Origin of the sequence: Pseudomonas marginalis (assembly GCF_900105325.1) — a bacterium.
Classification (GTDB): Bacteria; Pseudomonadota; Gammaproteobacteria; order Pseudomonadales; family Pseudomonadaceae; genus Aquipseudomonas; species Aquipseudomonas marginalis.
Genome location: NZ_FNSU01000004.1, coordinates 383,344 through 400,295 on the forward strand (window position 1 = coordinate 383,344; position 16,952 = coordinate 400,295).

18 protein-coding genes are annotated in these 16,952 nt (G+C 64.8%); 1 reads left to right on the forward strand and 17 read right to left on the reverse strand.

All coding sequences use genetic code 11. The features are described from left to right. Positions 1-73 precede the first annotated feature (73 nt). Positions 74-982 (forward strand): LysR family transcriptional regulator, encoded by a 909-nt coding sequence (locus tag BLW22_RS32335; protein ID WP_074848497.1) that lies wholly within the window; start codon positions 74-76, stop codon positions 980-982. Between the two features lie 110 nt (positions 983-1,092). On the opposite strand, the gene BLW22_RS32340 is transcribed toward BLW22_RS32335, so the two are convergent. The 17 genes from BLW22_RS32340 to BLW22_RS32420 form a co-directional block, all read right to left on the reverse strand. Beyond that, a complete protein-coding gene (locus tag BLW22_RS32340; protein ID WP_065925703.1) occupies positions 1,093-1,539 on the reverse strand; it encodes a hypothetical protein in 447 nt (148 codons plus the stop codon). A gap of 25 nt (positions 1,540-1,564) precedes the next feature. Next, positions 1,565-2,791 carry a beta-ketoacyl-ACP synthase gene (locus tag BLW22_RS32345; RefSeq protein ID WP_065925702.1) on the reverse strand — a complete coding sequence of 409 codons (1,227 nt, stop codon included), beginning with the start codon at positions 2,789-2,791 and terminating at the stop codon, positions 1,565-1,567. Continuing rightward, a complete protein-coding gene (gene fabG, locus BLW22_RS32350) occupies positions 2,791-3,519 on the reverse strand; it encodes a 3-oxoacyl-ACP reductase FabG (protein WP_065925701.1) in 729 nt (242 codons plus the stop codon). Before fabG ends, BLW22_RS32345 begins: the two co-directional genes overlap by 1 nt. Further along, positions 3,516-3,977 (reverse strand): hotdog family protein, encoded by a 462-nt coding sequence (locus BLW22_RS32355; RefSeq protein WP_027604991.1) that lies wholly within the window; start codon positions 3,975-3,977, stop codon positions 3,516-3,518. Before BLW22_RS32355 ends, fabG begins: the two co-directional genes overlap by 4 nt. Then, complete coding sequence (locus BLW22_RS32360) at positions 3,974-5,140, reverse strand: beta-ketoacyl-[acyl-carrier-protein] synthase family protein (RefSeq protein ID WP_027604990.1); 1,167 nt, start codon at positions 5,138-5,140, stop codon at positions 3,974-3,976. The genes BLW22_RS32355 and BLW22_RS32360 overlap by 4 nt, the downstream gene beginning before the upstream one ends. Then, positions 5,137-5,619 (reverse strand): hypothetical protein, encoded by a 483-nt coding sequence (locus BLW22_RS32365; protein ID WP_074848499.1) that lies wholly within the window; start codon positions 5,617-5,619, stop codon positions 5,137-5,139. Before BLW22_RS32365 ends, BLW22_RS32360 begins: the two co-directional genes overlap by 4 nt. Continuing rightward, the gene (locus BLW22_RS32370; protein ID WP_074848501.1) at positions 5,616-6,350 is read right to left on the reverse strand and encodes a class I SAM-dependent methyltransferase; all 735 of its coding nucleotides are present in this window, start codon (positions 6,348-6,350) and stop codon (positions 5,616-5,618) included. Before BLW22_RS32370 ends, BLW22_RS32365 begins: the two co-directional genes overlap by 4 nt. Further along, positions 6,347-7,594, reverse strand: coding sequence for an NAD(P)/FAD-dependent oxidoreductase (locus tag BLW22_RS32375; protein WP_074848503.1), 1,248 nt, complete (start codon positions 7,592-7,594; stop codon positions 6,347-6,349). The genes BLW22_RS32370 and BLW22_RS32375 overlap by 4 nt, the downstream gene beginning before the upstream one ends. Before the next feature lie 33 nt (positions 7,595-7,627). Beyond that, positions 7,628-9,940, reverse strand: coding sequence for an MMPL family transporter (locus BLW22_RS32380; RefSeq protein ID WP_074848505.1), 2,313 nt, complete (start codon positions 9,938-9,940; stop codon positions 7,628-7,630). Continuing rightward, entirely contained in the window at positions 9,930-10,622 is a 693-nt protein-coding gene (locus BLW22_RS32385; protein WP_065946645.1) for an outer membrane lipoprotein carrier protein LolA, read from the reverse strand. Before BLW22_RS32385 ends, BLW22_RS32380 begins: the two co-directional genes overlap by 11 nt. Beyond that, positions 10,616-11,044 carry an acyl-CoA thioesterase gene (locus tag BLW22_RS32390; protein WP_065925694.1) on the reverse strand — a complete coding sequence of 143 codons (429 nt, stop codon included), beginning with the start codon at positions 11,042-11,044 and terminating at the stop codon, positions 10,616-10,618. The genes BLW22_RS32385 and BLW22_RS32390 overlap by 7 nt, the downstream gene beginning before the upstream one ends. Further along, positions 11,037-12,578 carry an HAL/PAL/TAL family ammonia-lyase gene (locus tag BLW22_RS32395; RefSeq protein WP_065946644.1) on the reverse strand — a complete coding sequence of 514 codons (1,542 nt, stop codon included), beginning with the start codon at positions 12,576-12,578 and terminating at the stop codon, positions 11,037-11,039. The genes BLW22_RS32390 and BLW22_RS32395 overlap by 8 nt, the downstream gene beginning before the upstream one ends. Then, positions 12,562-13,497, reverse strand: a complete 936-nt coding sequence (locus BLW22_RS32400; protein ID WP_065925692.1) for an LpxL/LpxP family acyltransferase — start codon at positions 13,495-13,497, stop codon at positions 12,562-12,564. Before BLW22_RS32400 ends, BLW22_RS32395 begins: the two co-directional genes overlap by 17 nt. Further along, positions 13,494-14,228, reverse strand: a complete 735-nt coding sequence (locus tag BLW22_RS32405) for a glycosyltransferase family 2 protein (protein ID WP_065925691.1) — start codon at positions 14,226-14,228, stop codon at positions 13,494-13,496. The genes BLW22_RS32400 and BLW22_RS32405 overlap by 4 nt, the downstream gene beginning before the upstream one ends. Before the next feature lie 257 nt (positions 14,229-14,485). Next, the gene (locus tag BLW22_RS32410; RefSeq protein ID WP_074848506.1) at positions 14,486-16,156 is read right to left on the reverse strand and encodes an acyl-CoA synthetase family protein; all 1,671 of its coding nucleotides are present in this window, start codon (positions 16,154-16,156) and stop codon (positions 14,486-14,488) included. After that, a complete protein-coding gene (locus BLW22_RS32415) occupies positions 16,153-16,698 on the reverse strand; it encodes a COG4648 family protein (protein ID WP_065925689.1) in 546 nt (181 codons plus the stop codon). The genes BLW22_RS32410 and BLW22_RS32415 overlap by 4 nt, the downstream gene beginning before the upstream one ends. Continuing rightward, complete coding sequence (locus BLW22_RS32420; protein WP_003187949.1) at positions 16,695-16,949, reverse strand: acyl carrier protein; 255 nt, start codon at positions 16,947-16,949, stop codon at positions 16,695-16,697. Before BLW22_RS32420 ends, BLW22_RS32415 begins: the two co-directional genes overlap by 4 nt. Positions 16,950-16,952: the final 3 nt, after the last annotated feature.

The following is a 16,952-nucleotide window of genomic DNA, read 5'->3' on the forward strand; positions in this document are numbered from 1 at the left end:
ATAGCTGGCTAATGATTCTTTCCAATATATTGTTCGACCCGTTTGATAGCTTTTACGACCTAATGAGGCTGGCATGGAACTACGTCACCTGCGGTACTTCATCGCTGTCGCCGAGGAGCTGCACTTTGGCCGCGCCGCGCAGGTGCTGGGGATTTCGCAACCGCCATTGAGCCAGCAGATCCAGGCGCTGGAGCAGGAGGTGGGCGCGCGCTTGTTTGAGCGTACCAATCGTCGGGTCGAGCTGAGCGAGGCCGGGCGCTTGTTCCTGCACGAGGCGCGGCTGGTGCTGGCCCAGGTCGACAAAGCGGCAGACGTGGCCCGCCGTGCGCAGTTGGGGGAACTGGGCGAATTGAAGATTGGCTTCACCTCGTCGGCGCCGTTCAACTCCACGATTCCGCAGGCGATCTTCGCGTTTCGCCAAGCCTTCCCGGCGGTGCACCTGAACCTGCAGGAAATGAGCAGCACCGAAGTGGCCGAGTCGCTGGTGGATGAGTCGATCCAGGTTGGGCTGATGCGTCCGCTGCCGCTGCCGGACTCATTGAGTGTGATCGAGCTGATGCGCGAACCGCTGGTTGCCGTATTAAACGCTGACCACCCCTTAGTGGAGGGCAGTGAGCGTGGCCTGTACCTTGCGCAACTGGCGGAGGAACCGTTTGTATTTTTCCCTCGCACCTACGGCAGTGGCCTGTACGCCCAACTGCTCAACCTGGCCCGTGATGCCGGCTTCAGCCCGCACTTCGCCCAGGAAGCGGGGGAGGCGATGACCATCATCGGGTTGGTGGCGGCGGGCTTGGGCGTGTCGGTGCTGCCGGCGTCGTACCAACGGATACGCATCGATGGCGTGGTCTATCGCACCTTGCTGGATCAGGAGGCGGTGACGGCGGTATGGCTGGTGCAGCGCAAAGGCGCACAAACGCCGATGGCGAAGGCGTTTGTGGAGTTGTTGGTGGTGACCGGGCTAGCCCCAAATCTGACGCTGTGATCTGCCTGAAAAAACGCGGTGATCTTAATGGGGCTGCTACGCAGCCCAACGCTGGCGGTGCGACGATTCGACAAGCCCGCTCGCCACAGAGGTTGTGCCCGGCCTTGGTTTTACTTCGACGTTCCCGTCTGCTCAAACAACTGCGCTGCCGACCCTGCCTCACCACTCACGCCATTGCTGCGCAATCCCGCCATGATGTCGCTGTCCAGGTTGTTCACCCAACGGTTGTAGTTGCGATGGATCTTGCCGTCCTTGTAGCCCAGTTGGCGGCTGTCGCGGTAGGTGATGGCGTAGCTGCTGCGGGTGTAGCGGATGTCGATGGCCGCATAGTACTGGTTGCGCACGGTGATCTCGGCCTGCACCAGCTGCGGGCTCAGGCGTTGCACCGTCCATTCGCGTTTTTGCAGGGCATTGACGATCACCGTTTTCATTTTCTCTTCACTGACCTGAGCGTCGGCCGGCAGGTCGTGCTGGGTGTTGAGGATCGGTTTGCTGGTACAGCCGGCGGTGGTCAGCAGGGCCAGGGTGATCAGCGTAGCGCGTAGCAAGGAAGACATTCCGTATTCTCCAATCGATTAAAAGTCAGGACCAGCGGCGGAAGATCAGCGACGTATTGACGCCGCCAAAGGCAAAGTTGTTGTTCATCACGTAGTCGTGGTGCATCTCGCGAAATTCACCCTGCAGGTAATCCAGCTCGCCGCAGTGCGGGTCGACGGAGTCCAGGTTGAAGGTGTGCACGTATTGGTCGCGGTTCATCATCTCGATGCTGAACCACGATTCCAGCGCACCGCAGGCGCCCAAGGTGTGGCCGAGGAAGCTTTTCTGCGAGCTGATGGGCATGCGGCTGCCGAACAGGCTGCTGGTGGCCTGGGTCTCGGCGATGTCGCCCTGGTCGGTGGCGGTGCCGTGGCCGTTGACGTAGCCGATGGCGGCAGGCTCCAGGCCCGCATCTTCCAGGGCCAGCTCCATGGCGCGGCGCATGGTTTTCTGTTCCGGGCGCGTGGTGTGCTGGCCGTCGGCATTGCTGCCGAAGCCGACGATCTCGGCATGGATATGCGCACCCCGCGCCAGTGCGTGTTCCAGTTCTTCGAGCACCAGCATGCCGCCGCCTTCGCCGATCACCAGGCCGTCGCGGCCGCTGTCGTAGGGACGTGGGCTGGTCTGCGGCGCATCGTTCTTCAGGCTGGTGGCATACAGCGCGTCGAACACCATGGCTTCGGTGGGGCACAGCTCCTCGGCGCCGCCGGCGAGCATCAACGGCAGGCGGCCGAACTTGATCGCTTCATAGGCATAGCCGATGCCCTGGCTGCCGCTGGTGCACGCGCTGGACGTGGGGATCAGCCGCCCGGTGAGGCCAAAGAAGATGCTGATATTCGCCGCCGTGGTGTGGGGCATCATGCGCACGTAGGAGTTGGCGTTCAGCCCCTCGGCCACCGAGTTCAGCAACATATTGCCGAAGGCCTTGATCTCATCGGTACTGCCGGTGGACGAGCCACAGGCCACGCCCATGCGCCCGTCCTTGATCGACTCGTCACCGAGCAAGCCCGCGTCCTGCAACGCCTGTTCCGCGGCCCACACCGCCAGGCGCGAGACGCGGCCCATGCTGCGCAGCTGCTTGCGCGTCCAATGGGCGGGCACGACGAAATCATCGACCGGCCCGGCCAGGCGCGTGTTCAATTCGGTAAAACGCTCCCACTCGTCCATGCGTCGGATGCCGCTGCGGTTGGCGCGGAAGTTGGCGGCGATGGTGTCCCAGTCGCTGCCCAGGGAGGTCACGCCGGCCATGCCGGTGACGACGACGCGTTTCATCAGCACAGGCCTCCATTCACGGCCAGGACCTGGCGCGTGATATAGCCGGCTTCGGCCGACATGAGGAAATTCACTGCACCGGCGACTTCTTCCGGGGTGCCCATGCGTTGCGCCGGGATCATCTTCATCAGCTCTTCCACCGGTACGTTTTCATCCAGCATGGCGGTGTCGATCAGGCCGGGGGCGACGCAGTTGACGGTGATCCTGCGCTTGCCCAGTTCGATGGCGAGGGCCTTGGCCGCACCGATCAGGCCGGCCTTGGAGGCGCTGTAGTTGACCTGGCCACGGTTGCCGATCAACCCGGAGACCGAGGTGATGCACACGATACGCCCGGCTGCGCGACGACGAATCATCGGCATCATCACCGGGTGCAGCACGTTGTAGAAACCATCCAGGTTGGTGCGCATCACCACGTCCCAATCGTCTTCGGACAGGGCCGGGAAGGCGCCGTCGCGGGTCAGGCCGGCGTTGAGCACCACGCCGTAATAAGCACCGTGTTGCTCAACATCGGCTTCAAGGATCTGCTTGCACGCGGCGCGGTCCGCCACATCGAATTGCAGCACCCGCGCCTGGCGGCCCAGGGCCTCGATCTCGACCTGTACCGCGCAGGCTTCGGCCCGACCGCTGCGGCAATGCAGCACGATGTCATGCCCGGCCTGGGCCAGGCGCAGGGCAATGGCGCGGCCGATGCCACGGCTGGAGCCGGTGACCAGTACGGGTTCAGTCATGGCGTTTCGTCCTTCGATTCATCTAAATAGTTGGCCGCCTGGGGCGGTCGAAATACATTCAAGCGGGCGCTGGCCTGGATACCGCTACCGGTGAGGTGGCATTCGAACACACCCATGCCGTTGTCGTCTTCCAGGGAACGCAGGCCGTGGATGTTCAACTCGGCGCCGGCCGGGAAGTGTTCCACGTTGCACTCGAACTTGCGTGTGCCGAGCAGGAAGCCCAGTTCCACCGCTTCACCCTTTTGACGGGCGCGGCAGCCGGCGTAGGCGGCGACGCTCTGCGCCATCAACTCGACGCCGACCCAGGCCGGCAGGCTGCCGTCAGGGCGGTTGAACAGGCCGCCGGGCTTGACGGTGAGGCGGGTGTGAATCTGCTCTTCATCGAACGACAGTACCTGGTCGATCAGGATCATGTCGCCCGCGTGGGGCAGCAGTTCGGCGAGTGGCCAATCGGTCATGGGGCCTCTCCGATTATCAGGCTGACATTGTTGCCGCCGAAGGCAAACGAGTTGCTCATCAGTCGGGGTTTTTCCAAGGTGTCCCCCGCCTGCGCCCATTGCAGGGCGGGCAGCGCGGGGTCGGCCTGACCGTCCCACACATGGGGCGGCACCCGGCCGTGGGCCAGGCTCAGCCAGCAGAACGCGGCTTCCAGCGCGCCGGCCGCGCCCAGGGTGTGGCCGCTCATGGGTTTGGTCGACGAGCAGGCCACGCCGTCGGGGAACAGGCTGGCGACGGCCAGGCTTTCCATGGCGTCGTTGTGTTGGGTGGCGGTGCCGTGCAGGTTCAGGTAGCCGATCTGCCCGGGCTGCACTTTTGCGCTGGCCAGGGCCTTGCGCATCGCCTGCAACGCGCCTTTGCCGGTGGGTTCCGGCGCGGAAATATGGTGCGCATCGCAACTCGCACCGCTGCCGAGCAGGGCGATCGCCGCAGGCGTTTTAGTCATCAGGAACAGCACCGCCGCTTCGCCGATATTGATGCCGTTGCGGTTCACCGAAAACGGGTTGCAGCGTTCGTTGGACACCGCTTCCAACGCGCCGAACCCATTGAGGGTCAGCTTGCACAGGCTGTCGACGCCGCCGCAGAGCACCGCGTCGCACACTCCCAGGTCGAGCAGGCGTTGTGCGCTCATCAAGGCCCGGGCGCTGGAGGTGCAGGCGGTGGAAATCACATAGGCCGGGCCGCTCAGTTGCAGCCAGTCGGCGAGAAAATTCGCCGGGGCGCTGAGTTCCTGTTGCTGGTAGTCATAGTCGCTGGGGAAGTGCTGATCGCGCAGGTACTGGGCGATACCGCGGCTGGCTTCGTCGATGCCCGAGGTGCTGGTGCCGAGCACCACCCCGACCCGCGAGGCGCCATAGCGGTGGATCGCCTGGCGAATCTCGCCCTCGATCTGCAGCGCCGCCTCCAGCAGCAGTTGGTTATTGCGGCTGCTTTGCTGGCCGAGTTCCGTCGGAATGGTCGCCAGCTCGCCGTGCACACTGCCTACCGGCAGCGTGCGCTCCGGCACCCAGCCGCTTTCGGCACGCATCCCCGAGCAGTCGCCGGCAAACAGGCTGCGACTGACGGCGGCCTGGCCACGGCCGAGGGCGCAAATCACGCCGAGGGCATTGAGGTAGGCGCTCATCGGGCGGCACCGAGCGGCGTGATGCGGTAGCTCAAGGGCTGGCCGCTCATGTTCACACTGAAGACTTCTGACGATTGGTAGACGATCTGCCAATGGCCCGGCAGGGTGCGCGTGAGGTCCATCGCCTGGGCGCCAGGGTAGAGAGCGCGCACGTCATCGGCCGAGGCCAAGGCAAACAACAGTGCGGCAAACAGCTCGCGTGCCTGGGGATTGGGCGGCAGCAGACCGTCGGCCTGCCACTGGCCATCGATCAGTTTTTGCCGGGCCTGGGGAATGCCCAGGGGGTCCATCATCGACCAGCGGATTGCGCTGCCTTCGCGTTGGATCACCAGCAGCCAGTCCTGGCTCTGGCCGTCTGCCAGGCGCTGCACATGCAGCTGTAGCGGCAAGGCCAAGGCCGGGGTTTTTTCAGGCAGCGGCGGCTGGCTGGCGCAGGCGCTCAGCAGCAACAGGCAACCGATCAATAGGCTGCGCATCATGGTGCGGCGCTCGCCAGGGGTTTGCGCGCCACGCAGTTGACCAGGGTTTCCTCACGCTGGCCCACCGGCGGCGGGTTACGCAGGCCCCAGCGCTCCAGCAGGCCGAAGTCGCGGGAACGGCTCCACCACAGGTAGGGGTACGAAACGTTCTGCGGGTCGAACTCAAAGCCCTGCTCGCGGAGCATCTGCAGGTACTCTTCGGCGCTTTTCTGCACATGCATGGGATGGCGGAACAGCCAGCGAATGACCCAGGTGTCGATATAGGCTTCGGTGGATTCGGCAAACAGCAAGTAACCGCCCGGCTTGAGCACCCGGTAGAACTCCTTGAGTGCGCGATGCTGTTCAACCAAGTGATGGAAGGTCTGGTGGCAGAACAGGATGTCGACGCTGGCGTCCGGCACATCGAGGGTGGCGCAGTCACTGCCGATCAATTCGATGGCCAAGCCCTGGCGCGCGGCTTCGGCCTTGCTCAGTTCCAGGCTGTGGGGGTCGGCATCCAGGCCGATCAGGCGCGCGGGGGCAAACGCCTGCTGCAAGTACTGGAATGACTTGCCCTGGCCGCAACCGGCGTCCAGCAGCACCGGCGCCTCGGGCAACGGGTCGGTGAACAGGCTGCGCAGGTCGTTGATTGCCACGCGCAATACATGGTGCTGCCAGGTATGGCTGCGCAGGAACCAGAAGCCGAAGCGGGTTTCTTCGACGTAGTTTTTACTCAGGTATTGAGACGTCATACCGGTTCACTCGCACAAATTTCCGACAACATCCGCAAGCGCCGCTTGGGCTCGCTGACAAACGGGTTGCGTTCGTCCCACGCGTAACCTGCGAGGATCGAACTGATCATCCGGCGAATGTCCGGTGAGCTGCCGGGGTGGAAAATCACATCCTGGAAGGTGCCTGCATACCAGCCTTCGACATAGCAGCGGAAGGTGTCGACACCGCGCTTGAGCGGCTCGGCAAACTCGGTTTGCCAGTCCACCGTTTCGCCTTTGAGCTGACGATGCAGCACGCCGGCGGCCATGCTCGCCGAGCGCATGGCGATGGTCACGCCGGAGGAGAACACCGGGTCGAGGAATTCCGCCGCATTGCCCAGCAGCGCAAAGCCGGGGCCGTGCAGGGTTTTGACGTTGGCCGAGTAGCCGCCGATGGTGCGCGCGGGGGTATCCCACACAGCGTGACGCAGTACACCGGACAGGCTTGGGGTTTCATCGATAAAACCCCGCAGGCAAGCGTCGAGATCGCTGTCGCGGCCGTCGAAATGCTCCTTGGCCGCGACCACGCCCACCGAGCAGCGACCGTTGCTGAACGGGATGGTCCAGAACCAGATGTCGCGCTTCGTAGGGTGCGTGGTGACCAGGATCTTGGTGCGATCGAAGCCTGGGTGTTCGATGCGGTCTTCAACGTGGGTGAACACCGCCTGGCGCAGCGGGAAATTCGACGGCGCCTCCAGGTCGAGCAGGCGCGGCAGCACGCGGCCGTAGCCGCTGGCATCAAGCACGAACTTGGCCTTGATGTGGTACTCGCTGCCGTTCTCACGGCGCACATGCAGGTAGCGGCACTCACCGGAGAAATCCACGCCGACGATGGTTTCGCCGTAGCGGATGTCGACGCCTTGGTGGGCGGCCTGATCGGCCAGCAACTTGTCGAACTCGCCGCGCTGCACCTGGAAGGTGGTGGGCTTGCCGTTGCTGAAGGTGTCACCGAAATCGAACGCGCTGTAACGCTCGCCCCAGGCAAACGCGGCACCGGTTTTTACCTGGAATCCCGCCGCCTGCACGGCGTCGAGCATGCCGGCTTCCTCGATAAAATCGATGCAGTGCGACAGCAGGCTTTCGCCGATCGAGAAGCGCGGGAAATGCTGGCGCTCGATGATCAATACATCATGCCCTTTGCGTTTGAGCAGTGCGGCGGCAATCGCGCCGGATGGCCCGGCACCAATCACCACGACCTGGCGACGTTCCATTTCAACTATGGGCACGAGGGCTCCTTGCCGCTTTGGCGATAACTACATTCATGAGGCGTGTTTCCGTTGGCCGGCCCAGGGGGCCAGCATAAAGCTGAATGCCAGGCCCAGGCTGACCGACAGGCCGAAATTACTCACTGCCGGGGTACTGGACACCGCCAGCAGGCCGAACGACAACCAGGTCGTCAGCGCTGCCAGCAGCGTCCCTAAAAGGCTGACCGCGGGGCCGCCGATCTGTTCGCGCATCAAAATCGCATAGTCGACACTGATGGCCGTGACCAGCAGCAACCCGAACAGGCTGAACAGGGTCAACGGCTGGCCCAGCCAACCCAGGCTGGCCAGGCTGCACAGCGCCGCCAGCAACGGCAGGGCGACGATGCGCAAGGCCCCGCCGAAGCCGAACGGCAGGATCAGTAACAGCACGATCAGTACGCACGACATCAACTTCAATTCGGCGGCGCTGATCTGCGTGTCGGCGAATACACGGTTCAAATCCCCGAGGCGATCCACCAACTGTACGCCGGGCAGGTCCACGGCCTGCACCCGCAGCAGCGCCGGGTTGTTCAAACCCTGCAGGCTGACCATGGCCGCCACGCCGCCGTCCACCGGGCCCAGCCACAGCGTACGCCAGGGTTCGGCCAAGGGGCCCACCAGCGCAGCGTCGATGTCTTCGGTGGGCAGCGCTTGCAGTTGCGCGATTTCGGCGTGCAGGGCGCTGGCGGGCACGCCGAGGTCCAACAGCGGCTGCCAATGTTGTGGGAGTGTGCTCAGGGCATCGCGCAGTTGCTGCTGTTCGGCGGGCAGGCTGACCAGTTGGTTGAGCGCCAGGTAACCCTGGAGCTTGTCCATATTCACCAACTGGTCCAGGCGTTGGCCCAGGGCGGCTTGGCGCTCCAGCAACTGCGGCTGGTTGTCGGCCCGTATCAGGAAAAACTGGCTGGTGGGCTGGAAACCGGTAATGCGCGCCACGGCCTGTGCCTCTTGCAGCAACTGCGGCGGCGCGCCGATCCACTGGCGGATATCGTTTTTGCTGTTCAGCTGCCAAAGGCCGCCGGCGCAGAACAGCAGCACCCACACCAGCAGCACCGGACTGGGCACACGCTTGAGCAAGGCGGCCCGCACCCGCCACAGGCATTCGGCGACGCGCAGCGGCCATTGTGCCGGGCGCAGTTCGACACCCTTGAGCAGTGCCGGCAGCAGGCACACCGCTGACAGGTAGGCGCCGACCAGGCCCGCGGCGGAGAACACCGCGATTTGCGTCAGGGCCGGGAAGGGCGTCCAGGCCAGCGCCAGGTAGCCGATGCAACTGGTGGCCAGGCTCAGGCTCAGCCCTGGCAGCGTCAGGCGCAATGCCGGCCAACTGCGCCAGGGGTTCATGCTCCAGCTTTTCGACAGGTAGTGCAGCGGGTAATCCACCGCGACGCCGATCAGGCTGGAGCCGAGCACCAGGGTCATCACATGCATATGGCCGAACAGCGCCACACAAGCGACGGCACCAAACAGCATGCCCACCAGCACCGGTACAAACGCCAGCAGCACTCGCCCGCGGCGGAACGCCAGCAACAGCAACAGCAGAATGCCGACGGTGGCGCCGCCGCCGACCCAGGTGATTTCCCGCGTGGCCTGCTGCTGGCCATTGGCGGCGTAAAGCAAACCGCTGGCGGCGAGCAATTGCGCGCCGTGTTCGCCGGCCTGCGTGCGGCTGGCCTGGAGCAGATCCGCCACCTGCAGCGGCAGTTTCATGTCGAAGGCATTGCCGGTGGTGCGTGCGCGCAGCAGCACCCAGCTCTTGTCGTCGGCATCGGCGATCAAGGCGCCGCTGCCGATGTCCAGTTGCACCGAGCCGCGTTGCGGCTGGCTGTTCTGGATGCGCCCGGTCAGGCCCAGCCAGTCGTCCTGGCTCGGCACCAGGCTGAAGCCGGTGAAGGGGTCGAACAGCGACTGCACCCGTTGCTGGATGAACGCGTCCGGGTGGTCGATCAGTTGTTCGCGGTCCTTGGCCGAGAGCATCGCCAGGCGTCCGCGCAGCAACTGTTCACGCAGTGCCGGCAGGTCGGCTTGCAGGTTCCATTGCACCTTCTCGAACAAGCCGCTGGCCTGCCAGCGCTCGCCCAATTGCTGGGCCACGGCCACCGCTTGCTGGCGATCGGCGTGCCCCACCAACACCAGCATTTCGCGGTTGAGTGGCTCCTGCATGCGCTGTTCGGCTTGCAGTTCCAGGGCGTCCGGCGTACTGCCCGGCACCAGCTCCATCAGGTTGGCCGACAGCGGTGCGCCGTGGCGCCACTGCCAGCCGGCCAGGGCCAGCACGGCCACCAGCAGGATCAGGAAGAGGCGGGGCAGCAGGCGCTCACTGGGCAAAGTCGTGTTGCTCCGCGTCGCTCAATGGCTGGCCGGCGCTGCTGTCCTGCATGCGCAGCACGGTGCTGTCGCCCTGGGTTTCCAGCAGTTCGATCTTCTGCACCAACTCACCACCATCGATATTGATCTGGGTGAATACCTGCTTGAGCAGCAGTGAACGCGGGAGCAGCGTGAGCTTCCATTGCCGGGCTTCGCCTTGCAGTTGCAGCTCGAAGTCGCGCTGCAAGCCGCTGCTGTCGCCCTGGAGCACGGCGAGGAACAGACGGTTCTGTTCGGCGCCGGCGCTCTTGTTCGGCAGCAGTTGCCAGCCGTTGGCGTCACGCCGGGCGATGCCCTGGGCGCTGATGCGGTAGTCCTGTTGCAGCGGGGTTTTCAGCAGCCACAGCAGGCCGTGGTCCTTGGCCAGGACGAAGGTGCCCTTGCTGACCAATGGCTGCGGCAGCGCACGCAGGTGTTTTTCCTGGGTGAAGCTGCCGTGGATCACTGAGGGTTTGGCCAACTGGTCGCTGAGTTGTTGCAGGTCGAAGGCGTGTGCCGCCCCAGAAAAACCAAACAACACCAACACTGTAGGAGCGAGCTTGCTCGCGAAAAACCCGAGAGCGCCGCGGGGTATCAGGAAACCCGCGTTATCGTTGACGATCTTCGCGAGCAAGCTCGCTCCTACAGAGAACGGGGTCAGCATTTCAGGGCCCTTTCGACGGCGTCGGTGAATACTTTGGGCGAGGCCAGCTGCATCTCGCGGCTGGCGATTTCCACCGCCACCTGCACGGTGCTGGCGCGGGTCAGGCGCTCGCCGCTGGCCAGGTCGGTGATCAGGTAATTGACCTTCAAGCGGTTCTCCCATTCCACCAGGCTGGCGCGCACGTTGATCGTCTGGCCGAACACCGCACCGCGCACATAGCGCAGTTGCATGTCGATCACCGGCCAGGCGTAGCCGGCTTCGAGCATGGCCGTGTAGTTGTGGCCGATCTTGTCCAGCAGCGCGCAGCGTGCGATTTCCAGGTACTTCACGTAATGCCCGTGCCAGACGACGTTCATCGTGTCGACGTCAAAAAACGGCACCAGGATTTCGGTGTCGCTGTGCAGTACGCCAGGGCTACGCATGCAGCCTCCAGTGTTGCTCGGCGATGCGTTGCAGGCACAGGCGCAGTTCGCCTTCGAGGGCACGGTCTTCGATGACCGGCGGGAAGTCCTGGGCCAGCTCTGCATGCATGGCCGCCAGCGCCGGGGGCAACGGGCGTGCGTCGTCGGCCTGGGCGCGCAGCCACACGCCCTGGTTGGCGGCGAGCAGGGTGGCGGCGGCGACCTGTTCGGTCAGCTCCAGCACGCGGATCGCATCGCGGGCGGCGATGGTGCCCATGCTCACCTTGTCCTGGTTGTGGCACTCGGTGGAGCGCGAGAACACGCTGGCCGGCATGGTGTTTTTCAGTGCTTCGGCGGTCCAGGCGCTGGTGCCGATCTGCACCGCCTTGAAGCCGTGGTTGATCATCGCGCGGTCCGCCGGTGCACCGGACAGGTTGCTCGGCAGGCCGTGGTTGTAGCGCACGTCCACCAGCAGGGCGAGCTGGCGGTCGAGCAGGTCGGCGACGTTGGCCACCAGGGTCTTGAGGCTGTCCATGGCAAAGGCGATATGCCCACCGTAGAAATGTCCGCCGTGCAGCACGCGTTCTTCTTCGGCGTCGATGATCGGGTTGTCGTTGGCGCTGTTCAGCTCGATCTCGATAAACGAACGCAGCCAGTTCAGGCTGTCCGCGAGCACGCCGAGGACATGGGGCGCGCAGCGCAGCGAGTAGCGATCCTGCAGGCGATGCAGTGGCGCGGTCGGCGCGTCGATCGCCAGGTCCTCGCGCAGCCAGGCGGCGACTTGCATCTGCCCCGGATGTGGCTTGGCGGCGAACAGACGCTCGTCGAAGTGTTCCGGGTTGCCTTGCAGCGCCACCACGTTCAGCGCCGTGATGCGCGTGGCCAGTTGCAGCAGGTAGTCGGCACGGGCGAAGGCCAGGCAAGCGATGCCGGTCATCACCGCGGTGCCGTTCATCAGCGCCAGGGCCTCTTTGGGGCGCAGGACCAGCGGCTCCCAGCCGAGTTCGCGGTGCACGTCGGCTGCCTGGCGACGCTCGCCACGGAACAGCACTTCGCGCTCGCCGGACAGGGTCGCGGCCACGTAGGACAGCGGCGTCAGGTCACCGCTGGCGCCCACCGAGCCTTCTTCCGGGATCAGTGGCAGCACGTCGTGTTCGAGGAACCCATGCAGGCGCTCCAGCAGTTCCACGCGCACCCCGGAGACACCGTGGCACAGCGACTGCAAGCGCGCCGCCAGCACCGCACGGGTGGCTTGGGCGTCGAGCAACTTGCCCAGGCCGCAACCGTGGAAGGTGTACAGGTGACGGGGCAGGGCCTCGACGTGTTGCAACGGCACCGCGACCACGCAGGAGTCACCGTAGCCGGTGGTTACGCCGTAGATCACGCCTTCCTTGTCCAGCAGCGAGTCGAGGAACTGCGCGCCCTTGGCAATGCGTTGGCGATAGGCGGCATCGCCTTGCAGCTGGGTCGGCACCTGACGGTTGGCCAGGGCCAGCACGTCTTCGATGCGCAGGGGGCATTCGCCAAAGGTTACCGGCTCAAGATGCGTCGTCATCGGTCTTCCAGAAAGGGTAAAAGTTGAACCATTGTTGGGGCGCTTCCAGGCAGAACTGGCCCAGGCGTGCGGCGTAGCGCGCGGTCCACAGGGCGATGACCTGCTCGCGGGTGCTGCGTTTCCATTCGATCAATTGCGCGAAGGGCTCGATGCTCAGGCGATAGCGGCCCTGGTGTTTCAGGCACATCAGCAGGTTGACCGGGCATTTCAGCAGGCCCGCCAGCAGCCACGGGCCTTGGGGGAAGGCAGCGTCATGGCCGAGGAAGTCCACGCGCACCGTGCGCCCGCCATGCAAGGGCACGCGGTCGCCGGCAATCGCCAGCCACTCGCCGTCGTCCAGGCGCTGGCTGAGCAGCAGCATGGTGGCCGGGTCCAGCTCGCTGACCTGGATCAGGCGCAAGTGGGTGGCACCGGCTTCGCCCAGCAGACGGTTGAAACGTTCGGCGTGCTTGGTGTGCACCAGCACGTTCATGGTGACCTGTTCGCCGATTTCCGCCAGCGCGCGGCACACTTCGAGGTTGCCCAGGTGGGCGCCCACCAGCATCTGCCCGCGCCCACCACGCAGTTGCCCGCGCAGTTTCGCCGGGTCGTTGATCTCGATCTGTTCCAGGCGCAGCTTGCCGTTCCACACGTCGAGTTTGTCGAGCAGGGCATCGGCAAAGGCCATGAACTGGGCGAAGACTCTGCGCTGGCTGGGGCGCAGTTCATCGCGCCCGCTCCAGTCGGCCAGGCGCTGCTGGTATTGCCAGGCGCTCTGGCGCGCGGTGCGGCCGAACAGGAAGAAGTACAACACGATGCCGTACAGCACCGGGCTCAGCAGGCGGCGGCCGAGGACCTTGGCGGCGAGGGCGGTGAATTTCATCAGCCAGTAGCTGCCGCGCTCTTCGCGGTCAGCCCAATGCTTGGTGCTGTCGCTCATGCCTGCCACCGTCGCCACAGGATCAGCGGTGCACGCACCAACATGCCGAAGAACAGTCGGGTGTGCATGGCGCTGATGCGTACGTTGTCGCGGAACAGGCGGAAGTGCGACAGGCCGTCGGCGGGGTAATGCACCTGGGTCGGCAGCCAGCGCATCGGCTGGTTGCGCCAGGCCAGGCGCACCAGGATGTCGGAGTCGAAGTCCATGTGCGTGCCGATATAGGCCGAGTCCATCAGCGCCAGCACCGGTGCCAGCGGGTACACGCGAAAGCCGCACATCGAGTCGCGGATCTGCAGCGACAGGGTGTTGATCCACACCCACACGTGGGTCAGGTAACGCGCATACAAACGGCCCTTGGGCACGCTTTCGTCGTATTCGGGATAGCCGCAGATGATTGCGTTGGGCTGCCTGCGGGACGCGTCGATAAACGTCTCGACTTCGCGCAGGTCGTGCTGGCCGTCGGCGTCGACCTGCAAGGCGTGGCTGAAGCCCAGGCGCGCCGCTTCGCGAAAGCCCGCCATCACTGCGCCGCCCTTGCCCTGATTGGTCGGCAGGGTGAGCAGGGTGACATTGTCCAGCCGCGCCAGTTGCGCCAACACCGCTGCGCAGGCCGGGCTGCTGCCATCGTCCACCAACAGGCACGGCAGGCCACTGTTCAACAGGCTGTGGACCACGGCGGGCACGGCGGCTTCGTGGTTGTAGACCGGGATCAGGGCGCAGGGGTTATGCATGGTGTCCCTCACCGTCTGGTAAATAACCTGTGGCGAGCGGGTTTGTTGTAGTGAGCCGGCTTGTCGTGGTGAGCGGGCTTGTTGTGGTGAGCGGGCTTGCCCCGCGTTGGGCCGCGGAGCGGCCCCAGTAAGGTAACCGAGGCGTGTCAGACAGACCTCCGGCGCAGGTTTTGGGGCCGCTACGCGGCCCAACGCGGGGCAAGCCCGCTCGCCACAGGATGCCCGTTAACCATACCAAGCCCGCTCGCCACAAAAGCTTATGCATGGGCCGCTTCCAATTGGATGCGGCCGCTGGAACAGGCCGCGACGCCGTTGCGGTAGGCGAAATACAACTTGCCGCGTTCCTGGTCGAAGCGCAGGTGCAGTTCGATACGGTCGCCGGGACGCACCAGTTGCTGGAACTTGAGCACTTCCATGCCGGCAAAGGTCGCGGGCAGATCGAGCAGTTGTTGGCCGAGGTTGAACGCCCACTCCACCTGGACCACCCCGGGCAATACCGGAGTGACCGGGAAGTGGCCGCTGAAATAGGCCAGGTCCGGCGGCACGCTCAGTTGCAAGGTCCATTCGCCATCGACTTCGACTTGCTCCAGCACTTCCGGCGCCTTGGGCCGGGGCGCCAGCAGCAGCGCGGCCACATCGGCCTGGGGCAGTTTGCCCTGGGCATTCAGCGGCAGCTGGCGCAGCAGCCGCCAGCGACGTGGCAGCGCCAGGGCTTCGCAATGCTGGCTCAAATGGTGGCGCAGGGTCTGGGTGACAGTCCGTCGGCCCTGGTTGCGCAAGGCGTGCAGGCCGTCGGCACTGAGCACCACCAGCGCGCCGAGTGATGCGCGGTTTTCCTGCACCACCCCCAGGCGCGTTTCGGCGACCCACGGGTGGGCCATCAGCGCCTGCTCGAGCATGGGCAGCGAGATGCGTTTTTCTTCCAGCTTGACGATACGGTCCAGGCGCCCGAGCAGCTCGAAGCGACCATCGGCATGGATGCGCGCCGCGTCAGCGGTTTGTTCTATGTGCCCGACGGGCAAGTACGGCGAGGCGATGCGCAGGGCACCGTCGGCGTCCTGGCTCAGGTGTACATCGGCGAACGGCTGCCAGGGTTGCGCACCCTGGCGCCAGGCGATGCCGCCGGTTTCCGAGCTGCCGAGGATCTCGGTCGGCCATTGCTGCAAGCGCTCGTAAAGACTGCTGGCCGCCTCGATGGGCAGGGCGCCACCCGACGAAAATACCCGCGATACCTGGCTCAGCGCCGGCCAATCGAGGTTGTCGCCCATGCGCTTGAGCAGCGCCGGGCTGGCGACCCAGGCGAATTGCGGGTGTTCGCGGCTGGCGCGTTGCATGTCTTCCGGAAACGCCAGCTGGCGGCGCACAAAGCTGCGACCGGCGCACAGCGGCCACAGCACACGGAACAGCAAACCGTAGATGTGCTGGGTGGCGACACTGCCGATGATGCAGGCGTCTTTCAGGTCGGCGCCCCACAGGGCTTCCAGGGCCTGGACTTCATTGGCGAGCTGGCGCAGGGTCTTGTCGATACGCTTGGGTTCGCCGCTGGAGCCGGAGGTGCACAGGCTCAGTTGGCAGGTGTCCAGGTCGAGGGAGGCCGGGCTCAACGGTGCTTGATACAGCGCGTCCAGGTCTGCCGCTTCAGTCAGCCAGGCGTCGACAACCGCGTCCCAGCGTTGGCGGGTCTGGGGTTGCAGATCGGCGGGCAGCAGCACGCTGGCCCCGGCGCGCCAGGCGCCCAGCAGTGCAATCGCCAGCAGGCCGGCGTCTTCCAGGTGCAGGGCCAGGCGCTGTATGCCACGGGCTTGCAACCCGGCGGCCAGGCTCAGGGAGTGTTCCCACAGCTGGGCGTGATTCATCGCAGGTTCGGTAGTCACCAAACGCTGTTCCAGCGGCTCGAGCAACAGATGCTCAAGATTCAACCCATTCATACGCGGCCTCGAACCCTTTGTCGTACCAGCCATTCCACGGCAAACAACAGCCCCATCAGCCCGTAGGCGATCAAGCCGTTGTACAACGTCCACCAGCTCAACGGCGCCCATAGGGTGAGGGCGGCGGCGAGCAGGCCATTACACAGAAAAAATACGCACCACACCACGGTGACCTGGCGCGTATACACAATCGCGTGAGGCGGCAGCACCGGGTCGGTCATGCGCGCCAGACGCTCCACCATCGGCGGGCCGTATTTCAGGCTCAGGCCGAACAGCGCCAACATGAACGCACTGACCAGGCTCGGGTACCAGCGCAACAGGTGCGGGTTGTCGAACCAGGCCAGGGCCAGGCAAAACACGATCACCGCCAACGCCATCCAGCGGCTGCCGGGGCGCGCCGCACCCGTGACCGCGCGCAGCAGCCACAGGCTGCCCAGCAGCAGGCCGAATTGCCAGGGCGCAAAGTGCTCGGTGCCGTAATACACCGCAAACGGGTACAGCAGCCCCGCCAATAACAGGCCAAGGCCGATCAGCCGGCTCATGCGGCAGGCTGGACCAGACGGTACACCGCCTCAACCACGTCGTTGACGGTGCGCACGGCCTTGAACTCTTCGGCGGCGATCTTCTTGCCGGTCTGGCGCTTGATATGGTCGATCAGGTCCACGGCATCGATGCTGTCGATCTCCAGGTCCTGATACAGGTTGGCGTCGAGGGTGACGCGCTCCGGGGGCAGTTCAAACAGTTCCACCAAGGCATCGCGCAGGGTGTTGAAAATATCGTCACGAGTTTGCATGGT

Excerpts from the sequence above, each read along its gene's own strand:
- BLW22_RS32335 (WP_074848497.1), top strand. The coding sequence starts at position 74 with ATGGAACTACGTCACCTGCGGTACTTCATCGCTGTCGCCGAGGAGCTG.
- BLW22_RS32340 (WP_065925703.1), bottom strand. The coding sequence starts at position 1,539 with ATGTCTTCCTTGCTACGCGCTACGCTGATCACCCTGGCCCTGCTGACC.
- BLW22_RS32345 (WP_065925702.1), bottom strand. The coding sequence starts at position 2,791 with ATGAAACGCGTCGTCGTCACCGGCATGGCCGGCGTGACCTCCCTGGGC.
- fabG (WP_065925701.1), bottom strand. The coding sequence starts at position 3,519 with ATGACTGAACCCGTACTGGTCACCGGCTCCAGCCGTGGCATCGGCCGC.
- BLW22_RS32355 (WP_027604991.1), bottom strand. The coding sequence starts at position 3,977 with ATGACCGATTGGCCACTCGCCGAACTGCTGCCCCACGCGGGCGACATG.
- BLW22_RS32360 (WP_027604990.1), bottom strand. The coding sequence starts at position 5,140 with ATGAGCGCCTACCTCAATGCCCTCGGCGTGATTTGCGCCCTCGGCCGT.
- BLW22_RS32365 (WP_074848499.1), bottom strand. The coding sequence starts at position 5,619 with ATGATGCGCAGCCTATTGATCGGTTGCCTGTTGCTGCTGAGCGCCTGC.
- BLW22_RS32370 (WP_074848501.1), bottom strand. The coding sequence starts at position 6,350 with ATGACGTCTCAATACCTGAGTAAAAACTACGTCGAAGAAACCCGCTTC.
- BLW22_RS32385 (WP_065946645.1), bottom strand. The coding sequence starts at position 10,622 with ATGCTGACCCCGTTCTCTGTAGGAGCGAGCTTGCTCGCGAAGATCGTC.
- BLW22_RS32390 (WP_065925694.1), bottom strand. The coding sequence starts at position 11,044 with ATGCGTAGCCCTGGCGTACTGCACAGCGACACCGAAATCCTGGTGCCG.
- BLW22_RS32395 (WP_065946644.1), bottom strand. The coding sequence starts at position 12,578 with ATGACGACGCATCTTGAGCCGGTAACCTTTGGCGAATGCCCCCTGCGC.
- BLW22_RS32400 (WP_065925692.1), bottom strand. The coding sequence starts at position 13,497 with ATGAGCGACAGCACCAAGCATTGGGCTGACCGCGAAGAGCGCGGCAGC.
- BLW22_RS32405 (WP_065925691.1), bottom strand. The coding sequence starts at position 14,228 with ATGCATAACCCCTGCGCCCTGATCCCGGTCTACAACCACGAAGCCGCC.
- BLW22_RS32410 (WP_074848506.1), bottom strand. The coding sequence starts at position 16,156 with ATGAATGGGTTGAATCTTGAGCATCTGTTGCTCGAGCCGCTGGAACAG.
- BLW22_RS32415 (WP_065925689.1), bottom strand. The coding sequence starts at position 16,698 with ATGAGCCGGCTGATCGGCCTTGGCCTGTTATTGGCGGGGCTGCTGTAC.
- BLW22_RS32420 (WP_003187949.1), bottom strand. The coding sequence starts at position 16,949 with ATGCAAACTCGTGACGATATTTTCAACACCCTGCGCGATGCCTTGGTG.